This is a genomic window from Arthrobacter terricola (genome assembly GCF_004354015.1).
Taxonomy (GTDB): domain Bacteria; phylum Actinomycetota; class Actinomycetes; order Actinomycetales; family Micrococcaceae; genus Arthrobacter; species Arthrobacter terricola.
The window spans coordinates 1-17,983 of sequence record NZ_SMRU01000005.1 but is presented as its reverse complement, the minus strand read 5'-3'; the positions used below and the strand labels follow the sequence as shown (position 1 = coordinate 17,983).

Below are 17,983 nucleotides of genomic sequence, written 5' to 3'. Positions count from 1 at the left end.
CTCCAGTTGCACCCAGGCGCTAGCGGCTTACCATGCGACAAATTGCCTGAGAGCCCATCTCTTGGCAAGTCCAAATACCAGGCCAGCTACCGCCGCTCCAATGCCGAAAGATGCCACAACCGCCGCAGCTGCGGCCGCCCATGAGAGGAAGTTGAGGGCGAAGTACAGATTTGAGGCGAGCGCAGAAGAAATCCCCAAAGTTGCAGTGGCTTGAAAAGCGACGGACACTGAAATGAAAAATGCCGCGGCGACTCCTCCCATTTTCGTAATCCTCTCAGGATACGAACTGTTGGTACGTTTGCGACTCTCAATAAATGTTGACACCGGTTTCCTTTCATACGAGAGGAGGGCTCTCCTCGGGTACGAACCTAGGCGCATGAATCGCCGTTAGGTGGCCGTTTGCGGGAATTGAGTGCTTGTTGCACCGGAATTGAGTGTTGATCGGCGCGACTCACTGGGTTTGAGAGGCGCCAGGCTCAACTCCACTCATCCCGTTACCAGGGTGGTAAGAAGCGAAGCGAGGCCACTCTCCGAATGATCAGGCGGGGACCTCTTGGTGTGGACTTGGCTTCGCGGCGGCTCCGCCGCTATACGGCGCGCGTGGCCAGGTTGCATGTGTTTGCGTGACATCTTCCACGAAACAAACGTAAAAACATACTAATGTCAGGACAAAGTATTGACTTCCGTGATGCTTATCACCATGATCTGTGTAGAGGGCCTTAAGCACCTGCAGAGTGGCAGGGCAGGACCCTTATCGAAGGAGATAAAACGTGAAGAAGTTTTCCTGGCGGAACGCGGCCCTCGTGGCGGCTGTCGTTCCGATGATTGCTCTCAGCGCTTGTTCCGCCCAAGGAGGGAAGGCCCCTGACAACGCCAGTGCTGGTGGTGCAGGCCAAGCCGCAAGTACTCCGCGCATGAAGGTCGCCCTGATCACCCACGCCGCGGCCGGTGACACGTTCTGGGACATCGTCCGCAAGGGTGCAGAAGAAGCGTCCTCGAAGGACAACGTTGACCTGCTTTACACGAGCGACCCGGAAGCAGGCCGCCAGGCCCAGCTCGTGCAGCAGGCAATTGACCAGAAGGTTGACGGAATTGCCGTCACCCTTGCCACTCCGGACGCGCTAAAGGATGTCCTTAAGAAGGCCGAGGATGCGGGCATCCCGGTGGTAAGCCTGAACGCGGGCGAGGACGTCTCGGCACAGCTCGGGGCCTTCACGCACTTCGGCTCGAATGAGAAGCTTGCCGGTGAGGCCGTTGGAACCAAGCTCGCGGCGCAGGGCTTCAAGCACCCGATTTGCGTGATCCAGCAGCAGGGCCACGTCGGCCTAGAGGCACGGTGTGCAGGCGTCAAGGCGAAGGTCCCCGGGACCGAGGTCCTTTACGTGAACGGCCAGGACATGACCTCGGTCCAGTCCACCGCGACGGCCAAGCTGCAGGCAACCAAGGATGCCGACGTCATCATCGGCCTCGGTGCCCCCATCACTTTGACCCTGCTGAAGTCGGTCGCTGACGCCAGCAGCTCCGCCAAGGTTGCCAGCTTCGACCTGAATGCGGACCTCGCCCAGAAGATCGTTGACGGTTCCGTGCTCTTCACCGTGGACCAGCAGCCGTGGCTGCAGGGCTACATGTCCGTTGATGCCCTCTGGCAGGCAAAGCGCGGCGGCTTCAAGCTTGGTGGCGGCCAGCCGGTCCTGACCGGTCCGACCATCGTTGACAAGTCCAACGCCTCCGACGTCCTCAAGTTCGCCCAGCAGGGCGTCCGCTAGATTCAGGAATCCGGCTGCGCGGCGGACGACCGCCGCGCAGCCTGAGCAACAAGGAGTTCTTGCTATGGCAAACACAGCAACCCTGCCGCCGGCGCCGGCTTCCGCGGGCGATGAGCGGGTCGGTCGGCGTAGTCCGGTCCAGAAGTTCCTGGGCCGGCCTGAGGTCGGTGCCTTGGTCGGTGCCGTTGTCCTCTTCATTTTCTTCGCTTCGGTGTCCCAGACGTTCACCCAGCCCAACGCTTTGGCGACGGTGCTGTATGGTTCGTCGACGATCGGGATCATGGCGGTGGGGGTGTCGCTGTTGATGATCGGCGGGGAGTTCGACCTTTCCACCGGTGTCGCGGTGATTTCCTCGGCCCTGACCGCCTCCCTTTTCAGCTGGTATTTTTCGATGAATGCCTGGGTCGGCGTGGGGTTGGCTTTGGTGGTGTCGGTGGGGATCGGGTTCATCAATGGCTGGATCCTGGTCAAGACGAAGCTGCCGTCCTTCATCGTGACCCTGGCGACGTTCCTGATGCTGACGGGGTTGAACCTGGCCCTGACCCGCCTGATCGGCGGCTCGGTGTCCTCGCCCTCGATCTCGAAGCTGGATGGTTTTGATTCGGCCCACGCGGTCTTCGCCTCCTCGGTGAGCATCGGCGGGGTCGAGGTGAAGATCACCGTGTTCTTCTGGATCGTCCTGGTCCTGATCGCCTCCTGGGTGTTGCTGCGCACGAAGGTGGGGAACTGGATCTTCGCCGTGGGCGGGGACGCGAACGCTGCCCGCGCCGTGGGTGTGCCGGTGACCAAGACGAAGATCGGCTTGTTCATGGCGGTGGGCTTCTGCGGCTGGATCCTGGGCATGCACAACCTCTTCGCGTTCGACGCGGTGCAGTCCGGCGAAGGCGTGGGCAACGAGTTCCTCTACATCATCGCGGCAGTGATCGGCGGGTGCCTGCTCACCGGCGGGTACGGCTCGGCGGTCGGTGGTGCGATCGGTGCGTTCATTTTCGGGATGGCGAACAAGGGCATCGTGTATGCGCAGTGGAACCCGGACTGGTTCAAGTTCTTCCTGGGCCTGATGCTGCTGCTGGCCACCATCGTGAACCTGATCGTCAAACGCCGCGCGGAACTGAAGTAGAAGGGGCCAGGAGAGAAATGAATGCCAAGCAGATCGACCAGCAGACCCTGCTGCGGGACGAAACCGACCCGCTGACGCACACCCCGGTGCACCTGCTCTCGTTGGAGAAGGTGGGCAAGCATTACGGGAACATCATCGCGTTGCGGGATGTGACCATGGCCGTGGACAACGGCCGGGTGACCTGCGTGCTGGGGGACAACGGTGCGGGCAAGTCCACGCTGATCAAGATCATCGCCGGCCTGCACCAGCACGACGAAGGCACCCTGCACGTGATGGGGGACGTCCGGAAGTTCAACTCCCCCCGCGATGCCCTGGATGCCGGGATCGCGACCGTGTACCAGGATTTGGCCGTGGTGCCGTTGATGCCGATCTGGCGCAACTTCTTCCTCGGCTCGGAACTGACCACCGGGTTCGGGCCGTTCAAAAGCATGGACGTGCAGGCCATGAAGGAGATCACGAAGAAGGAACTGGCCGACATGGGCATCGACCTGCGCGATGTCGAACAACCCATCGGCCAGCTCTCCGGCGGTGAGCGCCAGTGCGTGGCGATCGCCCGGGCCGTGTACTTCGGCGCGAAGGTGCTGATCCTGGACGAACCGACCGCCGCGCTGGGTGTGAAGCAGTCCGGCGTCGTGCTCCGGTACATCCTGCAGGCCCGCGACCGGGGCCTGGGGGTCATCTTCATCACCCACAACCCGCACCACGCCTTCCCGGTCGGGGACCGGTTCCTGCTGCTCAAACGCGGCAAGTCCATTGGCTACTACGACAAAAAAGACATCACCCTGGACGAACTCACCGCCCAGATGGCCGGCGGCGCCGAACTGGCCGAACTCGCCCACGAACTCGAACAACTCGGCGGCCACACCCAGGCCCTCAAAGAAGTCCAAGCCGAAGTCGCCGACGTCACCGAAACCAAACCCGAGAGCGCTCCTCGGCACGCATAGTCCTCACGGAAACGGGGGCCCGCCGCAAGCCTGCACTGTCCAGGACCGGCGCGGCCCCCGCTCGTGTGCACAAAGCCCGTGTAACAGGCTCGTTTGTAACGAGCACTACTAGAAAGTGGTCAATTGATGGTGGTTCCTTCCCTTCCAGCCTCCCGAGTGCCGGATTCCCACGACGCTCCCGCCTTGCGATGGGGAATCATGGGGCCGGGATGGATAGCCGAACGCTTCACCGAATCGGTGCAGGCTCATTCGCGCCAGGTGATTGCCGCCGTCGGGTCCCGTTCCCTGACGCGGTCCAAAGCGTTCGCGGACGCTTTCGGCGTACCGGCCGCTTACGGGAGCTACGAAGAGCTGGCTGCCGCTCCGGACATCGACATCGTGTACGTTTGCACGCCCCATAACTTCCATCACCAGGCCGCCATGCTCGCGCTCAAGGCCGGAAAGCACGTCCTGATCGAAAAGCCGATCGGGCTCAACGCGGCCCAGGCGCGCGACATCGCCGAACGGGCGGAGGCGGCGGGTGTCTTCGCCGCGGAGGCCATGTGGAGCTTCTTCCTGCCGAAGTTCGATGTGATCAGGCAAGTGCTCGACGCCGGGACGCTGGGTACCGTCACGACGGTCACCGCCGAGTACGGCGAGTATTTCGACCGCAGCCACCGCATCTTCGATCCCGGGCTGGCGGGTGGCCCATTGCTGGACCTGGGTACGTATCCTTTGGCGCTCATCACCGAGGTCCTGGGCGCGCCCGAACACGTGCATGCGTTGGGCCAGCCGCATGAATCCGGCGTGAATGCCCAACTGTCGGCCATCATGGCTTTCCCCGGCGGAAGCCAAGCCGTGATGAACACTCACGTGCACAACTTCACTCCCACCGCGGCGACCATCGTCGGTTCCGAAGCCACCCTGACCATTGACGGGCCGTTCAACATGCCCGGCGGTTTCGAAATCCGGTGGCCGGATGGCACCCGCCTGCGTTACTCGGAGGAATCCGGTAGCCAAGTGAATGGCCTCCACTACGAAGCCGCCGCGGTTGCCCGCGCTATCGCCGATGGGAAGAGGGAAACCCCACAGCGGACCTTGGCATCGTCAATCCGGACGTTGGACGTTGCCGACGAAATACGGCGCCAGGTGGGCATCGCCTTCCAGGCCGCTAGTGGATCAAAAGTCTTTTCAACACAGGAGGTAAAACAGTGAAGGAAGTCATTCTCGGATTGGTGGGCGTGGGGCGAATCGGCGTGATGCATGCCAACAACATCGCCGCCGTCAACGAGGAATTGAACGCCCGTGGAATCAGCGTCACTTTGCGGCTGACCGACGTCGCCGAGGAACATGCGCGCTCGGTTGCAGCCGGCCTCGGCGCTGAATTCCTGCCATCGGTGGAAGCCCTGATCGCTTCGGGCATCGACGGACTGGTCATCGCGACGGGGACGGCCACCCACCCGGAGCTGATCCGCGCGGGTGTGGATGCGGGCATCGCGGTCTTTTGCGAGAAGCCGGTCGCCATGAATGTTGCCGACTCGCTTCCCGTTTTGGAACATGTCCAGTCCAAGAACGGCGTGGTGCAGATCGGCCACCAACGCAGATTCGATGCCGGCTACCTCGAGGCGAAGCGTGCCTACCAGGCCGGCGAGCTTGGCTGGATCCACTCGCTGCGCGCCGTAACGTGCGATATGACTCCGCCGCCGGTTGAGTTCCTTGCGACGTCGGGCGGCCTTTTCCGTGACTGCTCGGTTCATGATTTCGACATCCTGCGCTGGCTGACCGGCCGCGAAATTGTGGAGGTCTACGCGAAGGGTTCCAACAACGGGGATCCTGCGATAGGCGAGGTGGGCGACGTCGACACCGCCTTGGCCGTGGTCACGTTCGACGACGGAACGGTCGGCACGGTTTCGGCGTCACGCTACAACGGCGCCGGGCACGACGTCCGCCTTGAGATCCAAGGCTCCAGGAACTCCCTTACCGTGGGCCTGGACAACAAGACCGCCATGGAATCTGCCGAAGCCGGGGTCGAGTTTCCCAATGGCGAATCGCACAAGACCTTCGCGGAACGCTTCGACCAGGCCTACCGTTCGGAGATGGCCGCGTTCGTTGAGCTGATCCTTGGCTTGCGTGAGAACCCCTGCACTCCGGAAGACGCCGTCGCGGCCTCCCGCGTAGCCGACGCCGCGCAGGAGTCCCTCGCGAGCGGAGTGGCGGTGAAGGTAGCCTTCGCCTCCGCCTAACCGCCGAGTTTGTGTACACGTAACCCCCTCTAAGAGCCAGCGCTCTTAGAGGGGGTTACCTGTACACAAACTCCGACGGGGGAGCCAAACTCCGACGGCGGGAGGCGGCTCGGGTGGGGGAGCCGCCTACGCGCCGAACGGCAGGCGGGGGTCGATTGCCTGGGCGTCCCAGCTCTGCCGCACCCAGCCGTGGTGGGGGTCGTCGCTGATGAGCCACTCGCGCACGGGGCCGGGGCCGGCCATGACGTTGAGGTAGTAGAGGTCGTAACCCGGGGCTGCCATCGCGGGGCCGTGCCAGCCGTAGGGGACCAGGACGACGTCGCCCGTGCGGACTTCGGCGGCGACATCGATCGGGCGCTCGTCGGAGGCGTACACGCGCTGGTAGCCGATGGCGTCGGCGTCGGAAGGTGCGCCGGGGGCGTCGGCAACCCGCGTCTCGAAGTAGTAGATCTCCTCGAGTTGCGTTTCGCCGTCCTTCTCCTCGTCGTGCTTGTGCGGGGGATAGGAGGACCAGTTGCCGGCGGGAGTGAGCACTTCGCACACAATGAACCGGTCCGCCTCAAGGGCCGCGGGGGTGCCGAAGTTGTGGACCTGGCGGGAGCAATTGCCCGCGCCACGCAACTCGACCGGGGTCTCCGCGGCGGTCACGAGCCGGGTGGGGTACGAAGCCTTGGCGGGTGCCGTCGCGACGGCGACCCGGCCGCCGTCGGGCGAGCTGATGGTGACCGACTTGCCCACGCCGCTGTACAGGACGTCGCTCGGCCCATGGAAGACGGACTGCCGGCCGGCAAGCTGGTGCTTGACGCCGTCGACCTCTACCGTAAAGGCGCCATTCAGCGGAACGACGATCCGTTCTTCTTCGGCGGCGGGGAGTTCGACGGCGGTGCCCGCGGCGAGCGTCGCGACCTTCAGGCCCGTGTGGGCCCAGCCGTCTACGGCGAGCGCCGAATCGGAAGTTCCAAGGGAGATGTCCCAATCGCCATCATTGGCGGTTCCAAGAGGATAGACCCAGTTGGCCATGAAGTTGTGTCCTTGCTTTAGCGCTGTACGAGTGTCATTTCAAAGCTGTAAGAGTCGCCGCGGTAGACGTGGTGACCGGTTTCCACCATGCGTCCGGTGTCGTCGACGGCGGTGCGCTCCATGGTGACCAACGCCGAGCCCACCTCTGCCTCGAGCAGCGGAGCTTGGTAATCGTTGGCGATCATCGCGCCGATCCGCTGCGTGGCGAGGCGGAAGTTCACTCCGCCGCGGCGCAGGATGGCGTAGAGGCCTTCAGCCGCGAGCATGGCCTCGTCCATGGTGGCGATATCGTCCCGGACCCAGTTCTCCATGAGCGCCAGCGGCTTGCCGCCCACTTTGCGGAGTCGCGTGAAGTGGTAGACCTTGGAACCGGCGGGCAGTTGCAGGGCGGTCAGCGTGGCGGGGTCGGCTTCGGTGTGCGCGAAGCTGAGGACCTGGGTGGTGGGTTTCTTCCCGTTGTTGGTGAGGTCGTCGTAGAGGCTGGAGAGTTCCAGCGGCCGACGGACCTGGCTGGACACCACCTGGGTGCCGACGCCGCGCTTGCGCACCAGGAGCCCGGAGCGGACGAGTTCGTCCATGGCTTTGCGCATGGTGGGGCGGGACAGGTTGAGTTGGGCGGCGAGGTCGATCTCGTTGTCCAAGCGGCTGCCCGGTTCCAGCACGCCGCTATGGATGGCGGCCTCGATGCCCTGGACCACTTGGTGGTACAAGGGCACAGGGGAAGAACGGTCGATATTGAGGCCAAGTTGATTCGCCATTGCATGCTCCCTCGCGTGCCGGGACTGTCCCGGATGTCGCAAGCATGTCCGTCTATGTTTGCTTGATAGGACATACTGCTTAACTGATCATAGCAGCAGGCCACACAGGGTCAAGGGATCGCAAGGGAGGGTGTTTTGGCACTGTCTTGGCACTCTCTGGGTGCCGGCGGGATGTCCGGACAACAGCCTTTATGGTTTACCGTTCGGACCGTCAGTCGCGGCGGCGATGCGTTACGAGCGCGACGGCGGCCAGCAACGCGCCCAGGCCCTCCGCCACCGCGCTGACGGACTTCCCGAAAAACCAGACAGGCTCATACATGGACGGAATCGGTCCAATAGCCGGTATGTCGACGTACCTGTAAAGAACGACGGCGACAAAGGCACTGCCGGCGACGAGGAGCGCCGCCGTGAACGCCGGACGGCTCCCGCGCACCAGCACATACAAGGCGACAAGGACCGCCACGATGGCCTCGAGGTGGAACAGGTTGCCTTGCCCGATTCCTCCCGGGGCAGCCAGTTGATACCCAGGCGCAAGCTGCCAATGCACCGCGGCATCCACTGCCAGAGCCGCAGCGACCAAAATCCGCAACACGACGTTCAGCGTGGTGCTCCGGGTACGGCCACGGGGCCGCCATCCAGCGGCGGCCATCTCATGCGTCCTCATTTCACTACCAGCGTTCCGTGCATATTCGAGTGATAGGTGCAGTGGTAGGGATAGCTGCCCGGAGTGCTGGGCGCCGTGAACTCCGCGGTTCCGCCCCCGCCGTCGACGGCGGCGTTGAAGGACTTGCCGTCGTCGGACGTCACTGTGTGGGCCTGGGCGTCGAGGTCCTTCACGCTGACCTTGGCGCCGGGGCTGACCGAAATAGGCCCTTGGTATCCAAAGTCCTTGATGGTGATCGTGTCCGGTTGCGTTGCGGACGTCGCGCTCGACGACGACTCGCTTGATGATGCGGCGCCCGGCGGTGGCGTGCCCTGGCCGCCCGAGGTCCCGCATCCGGCTAGCGCAATCAGGGTAGCCGCCGACGCAATGACCGCCATGGCCTTGGGAGATTTCATATCAGCCCTTCCCGATGCATCGATCACGTGGCTGCGGTCCGAAATTGCCCGCCACTCTTCATGAGACGTTTCCCCGGGCGTCGCGGTTCACCGGTGAAGGCAAAAGGCAGGTTTACCCTGATGGAATGAGTCCGTCCGGAGCATTGTCCCGCAGTCCGCGAACGCTCGAGGTCGGGAGCCTCGCACATTTCGACCGGCTGCTGACCGCGGGTGCCAGAATGATGCACGGTTGGCATGCCCAATCATTGGACCTCCGCGGACGAAGTGCCGATTTGGATCGGATGGATCCGCAAGGCGCCATTTTCCTGGGCTGCACCTTTGACGAGGGAATGGAAGACTCCTTGCGCAGCCGCGGAGCCCTCATCTTCCCCAAGCTGCAGGGCGTTCCGTTCAATCCGTACCGGGGACGGCTGTACAGCGCATCGGAACTGTACGAGGACATCGGCTCCACGGAATACGAGTCCACGCTGGACGCCAAGGTCTACCACTGGAGCATCCTGCCAGGGCAACGGACCAGCCTCGACGCGACACTCGCCGCGGCGTTGCACGACCACGCGATTGGGGACGCACTCGACGACCTGCTCGGCAACGGCGATTTCGCCGGGAATAAAATCGTCGGGGTCATGGGTGGTCATGCCGCGCAGCGTGGCACCCAGGAGTTCGACGACGCAGCCCACCTCGGTCGGCTCCTGGCCCTCGCCGGATACACCGTCGCCACAGGCGGCGGACCAGGTGCCATGGAAGCGGCCAACCTGGGCGCCTATTTGAGCCGGATGCCCGACGTCGACTTCACCGCCGCGCTGCTGACCCTCGCGGCGGTGCCTGGTTTCCGTCCCTCGGTGACGGCTTGGGCACGGGCCGCGGCCGCCGTCGTCGGGATGTATCCGCAAGGGGCGACGTCGCTCGGAATCCCGACATGGTTCTACGGTCACGAGCCGCCCAACCTCTTCGCCACCCACATCGCGAAATACTTCGCCAACTCCATGCGCGAAGCGATCCTTCTTGAACTGTGCAGCGGCGGGATCGTGTTCCTCCCCGGTTCGGCCGGAACCGTGCAGGAGATCTTCCAGGACGCGTGCGAGAACTTCTACGGCGCCCCGGAAACCGTGACGCCCATGGTGCTCGTCGGACGCGACCATTGGGAACGCGTGTATCCCGCCTGGCCCATGCTGCGAAGCCTGGCGCAGGGAAAGGCAATGGAAGACCGGATCTTCCTCGTGGACACGGTGGAGGAAGCGCTGGCTGTGGTTGCGCGCTAGGCCCTGAGGAGCATGCCCATTTTTAGGGTGGTGTTCTTAGGGACATGCTCAGCGTTTGCCTTGAAGGGGGGGCATAGTGGGTTTATGTCCAGTGGCCAAGCTCAGCGCTGAGCATGCTCAGTGGGTGGGTTGGTGGTTCCGGGGGAGCATGTCCAGTGGTGGCTAGGAACAGTGGGCATAGTGGGTTTATGTCCAGTGGCCGAGCTAAGCGCTGAGCATGCTCCCCCGGGGGCGGGGTTAGTGGGCGGGGACGGTGTCGCCGACCTTTTCCTGGATCCAATCGTGGAAAGCGCCGATGTGGTGCTCGCTGGGGACCAGGACGCCGCCGTTCGCGTAGACACGTGAGCCCATGGCCGGTTGGCAGCGCTCGCAGGCGTCGAAGTCTTGCTGGTTGACGCGGTGGAACAGTTCCACAGAGGCGCTCACGTCCTTGCCGGATTCGACCACGCTGGGCAGGTACAGCCAGTCGCATTCCACGATGGTGCGGTCCGCGGCGAGGGGGAACATGCGGTGGATGATCACGTGGTCCGGGACGAGGTTCACGAACACGGTGGGTTTGATGGTGATGGCGTAGTAGCGCCGGTCCTGGTCCTCGGCGACGCCGGGGATGACGTCCAGGCCTTCGGAGCCGTCCACGGTGAAGCCCTTGATGTCTTCGCCGAATTCGGCGCCGTGGCCCACGAAGTATTGAGCGGCGAGCCCGTCGGCGAATTCGGGAAGCACCTCGGTCAATTCGGGGTGGATGGTGGCGCAGTGGTAGCACTCCATGAAGTTCTCGATGATGAGCTTCCAGTTGGCCTTCACGTCGTACTTGATGCGCCGTCCGAGGGAGAGGTTGGCGACGTCGTAACCGTCGATCGCGTGCACATCGCCGAGGCGTTCCTCGATGGCGCCCATGACGTCCTCTTCGAAGGAGGGCGGTTCCTCGGCGAGGCAGACCCAGACATAACCGAGGTATTCGCGGATGTGGACCTTGGCCAGGCCGTATTCGTCGCGGTCGATGTCCGGCATTTTGGTCAAGTTCGGCGCAGCGATGAGCTTGCCCTCGAAGTCATAGGTCCAAGCGTGGTACGGGCACTGGAAGGAGCGGGCGGCTTCGCCTTGTTCTTCCATGCACAACTTCACGCCCCGGTGGCGGCAGATGTTGTAGAACGCGCGGATGGCTCCCTTGCGGGTGCGGGAAATCAACACTGATTCCCTGCCTACCTGCACGGTTCGCCATGCCCCGGCCTTGTCCAGGTCCGCCGAACGGATCGCGCAGAACCACATCTGCTCGAAGATACGTTCCTGCTCGGCCCGGAACACGGCCTCATCTACATAGGTGGATCCCGGAAGCGTGGGAATCAAGCTCGGGGCGGTGACTTCAGCGGTCAATGTTCCTCCTCAGAACAAAAGGGTGGTACGGACGTGGCCTTCACGCCCGCGGGTCTTGGAATGGATAGCGGACTTAGTGCCCGACGGCGGCAAGTCCGGCGGGCTCTTGCGCTTGGGCGGGCGCGGGGAGACTGCGCCGCCTCTTCGTGAAGAGCCTTGGTTGGTTCATGCCCAATACCGCGACGGGCGTGTCACCCCGGTAATAGACGGCAAGAAAGCTGTGTTCCTGTGGGTCGCCGGCTTCGATTTCAAGGCGGTCGTGACCGCTCGAATGGCCGGCGAACTGGATTTTGACGCCGTGTTGGTCGGACCAGAAGTAGGGCGGCTTCGCAGGCTGCTGCGGTGCGTCCTCGTTCAGTAGCGCCTGGACAGCGAGGGCGGCGCGTTCCAAAGCGCCGGTCCAGTGTTCAATGCGGCGGGGACGTCCGACGGCGTCGTCGAACCATGCCGCGCAATCGCCCACGGCGACGATGCCGGGAACGTTCGTGCGGCCCATCCCATCGCAAACCACCCCGCCGTCGAGGTCCACGCCCGAGCCCTCGAGCCATTCGACGTTGGGTTCGGCACCGATGCCCACCACGACGACGTCGACACCCAGTTCGCGGCCGTCGGACAGTACCAGCCCGGTCACCTTGCCGCCGTCCCGGTGGACTTCCGTGATGGCGGCGCCGGAAAGCAGTTCCACGCCGTTCGCGGCGTGGAGGTTCGCGACGACCTTGCCCATCTCTTCGCCCAATTGGGCCGTAAAGGGGACAGCGGAATTGTTGATCATGGTGACCTTCATTCCGCGCGATGCCGCGGAGGATGCGACCTCCGCACCGACGAAGCCGGCTCCGATGACCGCGAGGCGGGCGCCTGGAACCATGTGCCCGGCGAGTGCTTGGGCATCGGCCAAAGTGCGCAGGGTGAAGGCGTTGCCTAGTCCTGCGAGCTCCGGATGTTGCCGGGCGCGTGCACCGGTGGCGATGAGAATGCCATCGGCGCTGATGCTGTGTCCGTCGTTGAGGCGGATGGTGCGGGTTGCGGCGTCCAGTCCTATGGCTTCCTGGCCGAGGAGCCATTCGGCGTGGAGTCCGTCGTCGTCGGTCTCCAGGAAGAGATCGTCGGCGGTGATAGTGCCAAGAAGGAAGTCTTTTGACAGCGGGGGCCGGTCGTACGGGCGGTGGCATTCATCGCCAATGATGATTAGCCGCCCGGTGAAGCCTTGAGCGCGGGCCGCGCGGGCTGCCGATAATCCGGCGAGCGAGGCTCCCACGATCGCGAGCGTCTGCATAAAACCACTCTTTTCAAATCGCTTGATACGCAACAAGAGTCGCGATATGCAACAGCGTGACCTATCGCGCTCGCAGTGTCAAGGGGAGGTCGAGCAATGAAAAGTCCTTGACAAGCGGTGTGAGCTGGAGCACTCTGTTGCTTAGCGCGAATCGTGTTGATCCATGCGAAACACCTCCAAGAGTGTCCTTCTGTTTTCTTCCGATCTCGTCCGCCAAACCCATTCCCTTACGAAAAAAGAGGTGCATGATGCATAAGGCCTGCCCGCTCAGTGAACTTGCTCCCGGGGAGGCGCTACGGCTTGATACAGCTCCGCCCATCGCCGTCTTCCACACCGAAGAAGGCGAGCTCTTCGCCATCGATGACACCTGCACCCACCAGGACGCCTCCCTTGCCGACGGCTACGTTGAGGACTGCTGGGTGGAATGCCCGCTCCACGCGTCGAGGTTCGACCTGCGCAGCGGGTCCGTGGATGCCCCGCCGGCCAAGCTGCCGGTCCGCGTCCATGAAGTCAAAGTTGTCGACGGCGACATCATGGTCGTCGAGTCCACCGAAGTCCCCAACCTTCCGCCGGGACTCACTCCGCAAGGCCATGTTTGAGCGTTCCGCGCAATAATCAACAAAGGACCCCGTATGACAATCAACGGTGATTTCACGGTCAACGAAGGCAGCGAAGGTCTGTTTTGGTCCTGGTCCTTTCGGCTAAGCGTATGGACGATTCCATCCCGGTGGCGAGAACCTGCGTCGGTTCAGACATGCCCCGGCGAGTGTCGACGGATACAACCATTTAACTTGTCACGCTCTGCCGGAAGCCAAGGCCCTTGCCGTAGCGATCTTGAAGAGCAGCGATGCATGACGACGCCGAAATCATCTCGCGAGTCCTGCGCGGCCGCATCGGCCGGCATCGAGCCAGCCGGCCTTGTCCACCGGCCGCCAATGGCGGCGGCTGTCAGTGGGTATAGGAAACGGCGCTCGGGTGCCGTCAGCGGTTTGCGCTGAAACCAGAAGGGAACAAATCTCAATGACCCAACCGACTAGGACGACGGCCTCCGTCGACACCTCCTTATCAAAAGAGACCAGCTCCAAGTTCAAACGCCGCTTCATGCTCAGGCTTGTCGCTGTCTTCATCGGCGGGATGTTCCTGGATGGTTACATCCTCGGAATCATCGGCCCCGTCACCGGACTCATGCGCTCAGATCTCCAGCTCGACGCACTGTCTCTGGGCATGATCGCCGCAGGCCCGCTCGTTGGTATCTTCGTCGGCTCCCCGCTGGCCGGTTGGGCTACTGACAAGTTCGGACGCAAGCCCATGTTCCTCGTGGACATGGGCCTGTTCCTGGTCGCCTCAGGGGCCCAGTTCTTCGTAACCTCCGGAGATGGGGCCGTGATCCAGCTGGCCATCATCCGGTTCTTCATGGGTGTCGCTATCGGCGGCGAGTACGCAATCGGTGGGCCATTGCTATCAGAGTTCTCCCCACCAAAGCTCCGCGGGCGATTGCTCGGGCTGACGCTGATCGCCTGGTACGTCGGCTTCATGATGGCATTCATCATCGGCACGCTCCTGCACGACGCCGGCACCCCATGGCGCCTCGTCATCGGCACGAGCACGATACTCGCATTCGTCCTGTTCCTCGCCCGCTTGGGCCTGCCCGAATCGCCGAGTTGGCTCATTACGAAGGGGCGGCGTGAGGAAGCACTCGCGATCGCACGCAGGTACGTCGAATCGCCCCAGATGCATAACAGCATCACCGAAGAGATCGACCTGAGGATGATCCAGGAGGCCCAGGCGGCGCAGAGCAGCACCAAAATCAAGGGCGCCTCCTTCGGAATGCTGTTCTCGAGGCAGTACTGGCGCACCACCCTCTTCACCGCAGGTTTTTGGTTCTGCGCGGTCACTCCGTACTTCGCGATCGCGACCTTCGCCGACGAGGTGCTCAACCAATTCGGCTTCGGCGGCGGCTGGGCCGGTGGAGTCGGCCTGTCCGCACTTGCTGCCGCCGGTGTTGTCATCACCGTCGTACTGATTGACAAGCTCGGCCGCCGAATCCTCACCGTGCCCGGGCAGTGGCTCTGCGCAGGCATCCTGCTGATCATTGGAGTCTGGGCGAACGCACCAGCGATCCTCGTGCTCGTCCTGTTTCTCGCCTTCTCCTTCTTCAATGCCGGCTACACCACGATGACCCAGGTCTATCCGGCCGAGCTATTCCCCGGCCACCTGCGCGGCATCGGCATGGGCTTCGCCGCGGCCTTCAGCCGCATCGGAGCCGCACTCGGCACCTTCGCCCTGCCATGGGCGATCAGCAACATCGGCCTGGGCCCAAGCATGGTCGTAGCCGCCGCAGTCGCATTCCTTGGCGCAGTCCTCTCGCAATGGCTCGCCCCTGAGACGAAGGGGCGCACCCTCGCCGAGATCTCGGAAGACTTCTCCCACTGACACCGGGACTGCACGGAGACGTCGAATCAGAGCCATGGCCCTCGGGCGGATCCGTGCTCCTCGACCAGCCGGGCACAGTGGCCTCGTTCCTCGCCGGGAACGGGTCACTGCCGTGTGTAGCCCATTTTCTCGCTGATCACGAGGCCGGCCTCACAGAGGCCTTTGACCAGTTCGGGATCGTCTTCGGGCTTGAACCGGAAGGCCGGGCCCGAGATGCTCACAGCCCCGATGACCTCGCCCATGTGGTTATAGATGGGCGCCGCTGCCGCCGTCAGCCCTATTTCCAGCTCATCATGGACAATCGAGTACCCGTTCCGGGAGACCTCCAGGAGTTGGCCCTCCAACACGGCCCGGTCCGTGACAGTTCGCGACGTCCGGGGCCCCAGGCCCACCTCTTTGAAAATCCGGTCCCTATCCTCCACCCTGAGGGCTGCCAGCATGACCTTCCCGCTTGAGGTGGCATGCAGGGGTGTGAGGCCTCCCACCCAGTCATAGGTGGCCAGCGTGGACGGTCCCATGGCTTGATCGACGTTGACGGCGTAATTCGAGCGCAGGACGGCCAGGTTGACTGTCTCTTTGTACGTATCGGCCAAGCCTTCGAGGACGGTCCTGGCCTCGTGGACCAAGCTGAGCCGTCCGGGCACGGAGCTCGCCAGCCTCAGGATCCCGAAACCTAGCTGGTATTTTCCGCGCTCGGTGTTTTGGCGCACGATTTCCCGGCTCACGAGCGAACCCATCAGCCTGAACACGGTGGACTTATGGACGCCCATCTCTTCTGCGATCTCGCTGACGCCAGCATGTCCTTGCCGGGCCAGGATCTCCAGAATCTGCAGGGCGCGGTCAACGGACTGGACGCCGCCGCCCGGACCGTCAGAGTCCTTTTCAGTTTCCGTGTCCTTGCCTCCGGCCGCCATCGCGCCTCATGCCTTTCCGGTTGGAAATCACAAATCCTACCCAACGAGGCAACGCTAGCAGAGTCCCGGAGACGACGAGAGGCACCCCGGTGGGGTGCCTCTCGCTGGCGGATTTCCGGGCGGTAGCCGCCCGGAAAACCTGGAGCAGTTGCGCGGTCCCTAGGCCTTGACGTAGCCGTTCGGGTTGAGGACGAACTTTGTTGCGGCCCCGGCGTCGAACTCGGCGTAACCGCGTGGAGCGTCGTCGAGCCCGACGGCTTTGGCGTTGACGGCTTTGCCGATCCCGTCCGGGTCGCCCGTGACGTAGAGGCCGGGGGCGCCCAGGGCGCCGCCCGCGGCGGTGATCTCCATGAGGGAGTTCAGCACGGTGGCAGGTTCCAATCGGCATACGGGACAAGGACGTACTCTGCCTGTCCGCCGACCCGGCCACCCATGTCCACGTACCCATAGGCGCTGCCGAGATGGCACCATGCGGAACTTTCCGGCCTACGTTGGCGGGTTGGCAATGGTTGAAATACGCCGGCCGCCACCCAAAGGCGATGCTTCGATGAATACCTCCCCAGGTTTCAGGCACCGAAGCACCGTCCATCGGCGACGGAACGGCTCATCCCTCTCAGCGCGAAACATGGAGGAGTGTGCGGATCGCTTGATATTTTGATACGCCACTAATGATATATCAGTTCTGGGAATACTATTGTCAGGGAGCGTGCGAGTCAAGGCTCCGCCGGGTATGGAAGGAACGTAAAAGTGGAAAGCAGCGGCGAACTGCCCGTCGACATTGCCGGTACCGATATTCCAGTACGGCAGGACGATGAGTCCTACGCCGACTTCGCCTACAGGGTGCTGTGCGATGAACTCATCGTCCTCGACATCAAGCCTGGCGAACCGCTCAATGACGATCAGATATCCCGACGCCTGGGCGTTGGCAGGACGCCCATCCGGGAAGCGATGAAGCGGCTCGAAAGCGAACACCTGGTGGTGGCTTATCCTCGGCGAGGGACCTTTGCTGCCGGAGTGGATATCACCGACCTCGCCGAAATTTCCGAGATCCGCCAACTCTTGGAACCTGCGGCATCCTCCCGCGCGGCGCGCCTGGCTTCGCCCGTGATCAGGCAGGAACTCCGGGACGTGGCCAGGGAGGTCAAGCAACTCCTGGCTGGAAAGCAGGCCCAGCGGGACCTCATGCGCCTCGACATGCGTGTGCACCGGCTTATCTACCGCGCCACGGGAAGCCGGCACCTTGAAGACGTACTGATTCGCTACGACAACCTCGCCACCCGGATCTGGAGCCTCGTGCTGGAAAAGCTTCCGCCCGTGTCCGAACACATTGCCCAGCACATCGAACTGCTGGAGACGATCGCCGACGGCGACGCCGAAGCGGCTGCGCGGCTGACCACCAAGCACGTCACAGAGTTCGAGAATCTGATCCGCGCCGTTCTCTAGCCGCTGTGGACTGGCGGCCATGTCTCGCCCGAGGCGGTAGTGCTCGACGTCGGCACGAACGTCCTGCGCGACGGTTCCCTGCAGGGGTTGGCCTGGTGTGACGCGGGAAGGCAAGACCGTTTGTGGCGGTCTTGCCTTCCTGTTTTTGCGGGGTGGGTTCTTTTGCGGGGTTAGATGAGTGCGCGTTCGAGTTCGTCGTCGTCGGGGTCGTTGGAGCCTTGGACGGCGTCGAGTTGGTAGGCTTCCTCGAGTTCGGCGATGTCCTGGTCGCTGGTGGTGGGGGCGGAGTGTTCTTCGAGGACGCCGGTGCGGTGGCGGATGCGCAGCCTGTAGAGGAGCAGTCCGGCGATGACGACGAACGCGACGAAGATGACGCCGCCCCATTGCAGGTACCACTG

At 63.2% G+C, this 17,983-nt stretch carries 17 protein-coding genes and 2 pseudogenes; 9 read left to right on the top strand and 10 right to left on the bottom strand.

Annotated elements, in window-relative coordinates:
- Positions 1-27: 27 nt before the first annotated feature.
- Positions 28-324 (bottom strand): hypothetical protein, encoded by a 297-nt coding sequence (locus E1809_RS05255; RefSeq protein ID WP_133203176.1) that lies wholly within the window; start codon positions 322-324, stop codon positions 28-30.
- A gap of 446 nt (positions 325-770) precedes the next feature.
- On the opposite strand from E1809_RS05255, the gene E1809_RS05250 reads away from it, so the two are divergent.
- From E1809_RS05250 to E1809_RS05230, 5 genes are all read left to right on the top strand, one after another.
- Positions 771-1,766: a substrate-binding domain-containing protein gene (locus tag E1809_RS05250; RefSeq protein WP_133203175.1), complete on the top strand. Its 996-nt coding sequence runs from the start codon at positions 771-773 to the stop codon at positions 1,764-1,766.
- A 64-nt stretch (positions 1,767-1,830) separates the two neighbouring features.
- Positions 1,831-2,886: an ABC transporter permease gene (locus tag E1809_RS05245; protein ID WP_133203174.1), complete on the top strand. Its 1,056-nt coding sequence runs from the start codon at positions 1,831-1,833 to the stop codon at positions 2,884-2,886.
- A gap of 17 nt (positions 2,887-2,903) precedes the next feature.
- On the top strand, positions 2,904-3,830 hold the full coding sequence (locus tag E1809_RS05240) for an ATP-binding cassette domain-containing protein (protein ID WP_133203173.1): 927 nt from the start codon (positions 2,904-2,906) through the stop codon (positions 3,828-3,830).
- A gap of 156 nt (positions 3,831-3,986) precedes the next feature.
- Positions 3,987-5,024, top strand: a complete 1,038-nt coding sequence (locus tag E1809_RS05235) for a Gfo/Idh/MocA family protein (protein ID WP_235835459.1) — start codon at positions 3,987-3,989, stop codon at positions 5,022-5,024.
- Entirely contained in the window at positions 5,021-6,052 is a 1,032-nt protein-coding gene (locus tag E1809_RS05230; RefSeq protein ID WP_133203171.1) for a Gfo/Idh/MocA family oxidoreductase, read from the top strand. The genes E1809_RS05235 and E1809_RS05230 overlap by 4 nt, the downstream gene beginning before the upstream one ends.
- A gap of 126 nt (positions 6,053-6,178) precedes the next feature.
- Here the strand turns inward: E1809_RS05230 and iolB are convergent, their stop codons facing one another.
- From iolB to E1809_RS05210, 4 genes are all read right to left on the bottom strand, one after another.
- Complete coding sequence (iolB, locus tag E1809_RS05225; RefSeq protein WP_133203170.1) at positions 6,179-7,072, bottom strand: 5-deoxy-glucuronate isomerase; 894 nt, start codon at positions 7,070-7,072, stop codon at positions 6,179-6,181.
- 17 nt (positions 7,073-7,089) lie between these two features.
- Positions 7,090-7,830, bottom strand: a complete 741-nt coding sequence (locus E1809_RS05220; RefSeq protein WP_133203169.1) for a GntR family transcriptional regulator — start codon at positions 7,828-7,830, stop codon at positions 7,090-7,092.
- A gap of 211 nt (positions 7,831-8,041) precedes the next feature.
- Positions 8,042-8,494 carry a hypothetical protein gene (locus E1809_RS05215; protein WP_235835458.1) on the bottom strand — a complete coding sequence of 151 codons (453 nt, stop codon included), beginning with the start codon at positions 8,492-8,494 and terminating at the stop codon, positions 8,042-8,044.
- Positions 8,491-8,889 (bottom strand): cupredoxin domain-containing protein, encoded by a 399-nt coding sequence (locus E1809_RS05210; RefSeq protein WP_205754102.1) that lies wholly within the window; start codon positions 8,887-8,889, stop codon positions 8,491-8,493. The genes E1809_RS05215 and E1809_RS05210 overlap by 4 nt, the downstream gene beginning before the upstream one ends.
- Positions 8,890-9,014: 125 nt before the next feature.
- On the opposite strand from E1809_RS05210, the gene E1809_RS05205 reads away from it, so the two are divergent.
- Positions 9,015-10,148: an LOG family protein gene (locus E1809_RS05205; RefSeq protein ID WP_133203167.1), complete on the top strand. Its 1,134-nt coding sequence runs from the start codon at positions 9,015-9,017 to the stop codon at positions 10,146-10,148.
- Between the two features lie 237 nt (positions 10,149-10,385).
- Here E1809_RS05205 and E1809_RS05200 read toward each other — a convergent pair whose 3' ends face one another.
- The gene (locus E1809_RS05200) at positions 10,386-11,522 is read right to left on the bottom strand and encodes an aromatic ring-hydroxylating oxygenase subunit alpha (protein WP_133203166.1); all 1,137 of its coding nucleotides are present in this window, start codon (positions 11,520-11,522) and stop codon (positions 10,386-10,388) included.
- Positions 11,523-11,595: 73 nt separating this feature from the next.
- Complete coding sequence (locus tag E1809_RS05195; RefSeq protein ID WP_133203165.1) at positions 11,596-12,795, bottom strand: NAD(P)/FAD-dependent oxidoreductase; 1,200 nt, start codon at positions 12,793-12,795, stop codon at positions 11,596-11,598.
- Positions 12,796-13,043: 248 nt separating this feature from the next.
- Here E1809_RS05195 and E1809_RS05190 point away from each other — a divergent pair, with 248 nt between their 5' ends.
- Positions 13,044-13,394: a bifunctional 3-phenylpropionate/cinnamic acid dioxygenase ferredoxin subunit gene (locus tag E1809_RS05190; protein WP_133203332.1), complete on the top strand. Its 351-nt coding sequence runs from the start codon at positions 13,044-13,046 to the stop codon at positions 13,392-13,394.
- Between the two features lie 421 nt (positions 13,395-13,815).
- On the top strand, positions 13,816-15,228 hold the full coding sequence (locus tag E1809_RS05185) for an MFS transporter (RefSeq protein ID WP_133203164.1): 1,413 nt from the start codon (positions 13,816-13,818) through the stop codon (positions 15,226-15,228).
- A gap of 104 nt (positions 15,229-15,332) precedes the next feature.
- Here E1809_RS05185 and E1809_RS05180 read toward each other — a convergent pair whose 3' ends face one another.
- Both E1809_RS05180 and E1809_RS05175 read right to left on the bottom strand, forming a co-directional pair.
- Positions 15,333-16,142, bottom strand: a complete 810-nt coding sequence (locus E1809_RS05180; RefSeq protein ID WP_133203163.1) for an IclR family transcriptional regulator — start codon at positions 16,140-16,142, stop codon at positions 15,333-15,335.
- A 159-nt stretch (positions 16,143-16,301) separates the two neighbouring features.
- A pseudogene (locus E1809_RS05175) lies at positions 16,302-16,600 on the bottom strand (hypothetical protein); the annotation flags it as partial.
- A gap of 319 nt (positions 16,601-16,919) precedes the next feature.
- On the opposite strand from E1809_RS05175, the gene E1809_RS05170 reads away from it, so the two are divergent.
- The gene (locus E1809_RS05170) at positions 16,920-17,585 is read left to right on the top strand and encodes a GntR family transcriptional regulator (protein WP_133203331.1); all 666 of its coding nucleotides are present in this window, start codon (positions 16,920-16,922) and stop codon (positions 17,583-17,585) included.
- 170 nt (positions 17,586-17,755) lie between these two features.
- On the opposite strand, the pseudogene E1809_RS05165 reads toward E1809_RS05170, so the two are convergent.
- Positions 17,756-17,983, bottom strand: a pseudogene (locus tag E1809_RS05165) (hypothetical protein); the annotation flags it as partial.

Coding starts and splice junctions, on each gene's coding strand:
- E1809_RS05245 (WP_133203174.1), top strand. CDS start 1,831: ATGGCAAACACAGCAACCCTGCCGCCGGCGCCGGCTTCCGCGGGCGAT.
- E1809_RS05240 (WP_133203173.1), top strand. CDS start 2,904: ATGAATGCCAAGCAGATCGACCAGCAGACCCTGCTGCGGGACGAAACC.
- E1809_RS05195 (WP_133203165.1), bottom strand. CDS start 12,795: ATGCAGACGCTCGCGATCGTGGGAGCCTCGCTCGCCGGATTATCGGCA.
- E1809_RS05220 (WP_133203169.1), bottom strand. CDS start 7,830: ATGGCGAATCAACTTGGCCTCAATATCGACCGTTCTTCCCCTGTGCCC.
- E1809_RS05190 (WP_133203332.1), top strand. CDS start 13,044: ATGCATAAGGCCTGCCCGCTCAGTGAACTTGCTCCCGGGGAGGCGCTA.
- E1809_RS05215 (WP_235835458.1), bottom strand. CDS start 8,494: ATGAGGACGCATGAGATGGCCGCCGCTGGATGGCGGCCCCGTGGCCGT.
- iolB (WP_133203170.1), bottom strand. CDS start 7,072: ATGGCCAACTGGGTCTATCCTCTTGGAACCGCCAATGATGGCGATTGG.
- E1809_RS05180 (WP_133203163.1), bottom strand. CDS start 16,142: ATGGCGGCCGGAGGCAAGGACACGGAAACTGAAAAGGACTCTGACGGT.
- E1809_RS05210 (WP_205754102.1), bottom strand. CDS start 8,889: ATGAAATCTCCCAAGGCCATGGCGGTCATTGCGTCGGCGGCTACCCTG.
- E1809_RS05185 (WP_133203164.1), top strand. CDS start 13,816: ATGACCCAACCGACTAGGACGACGGCCTCCGTCGACACCTCCTTATCA.
- E1809_RS05205 (WP_133203167.1), top strand. CDS start 9,015: ATGAGTCCGTCCGGAGCATTGTCCCGCAGTCCGCGAACGCTCGAGGTC.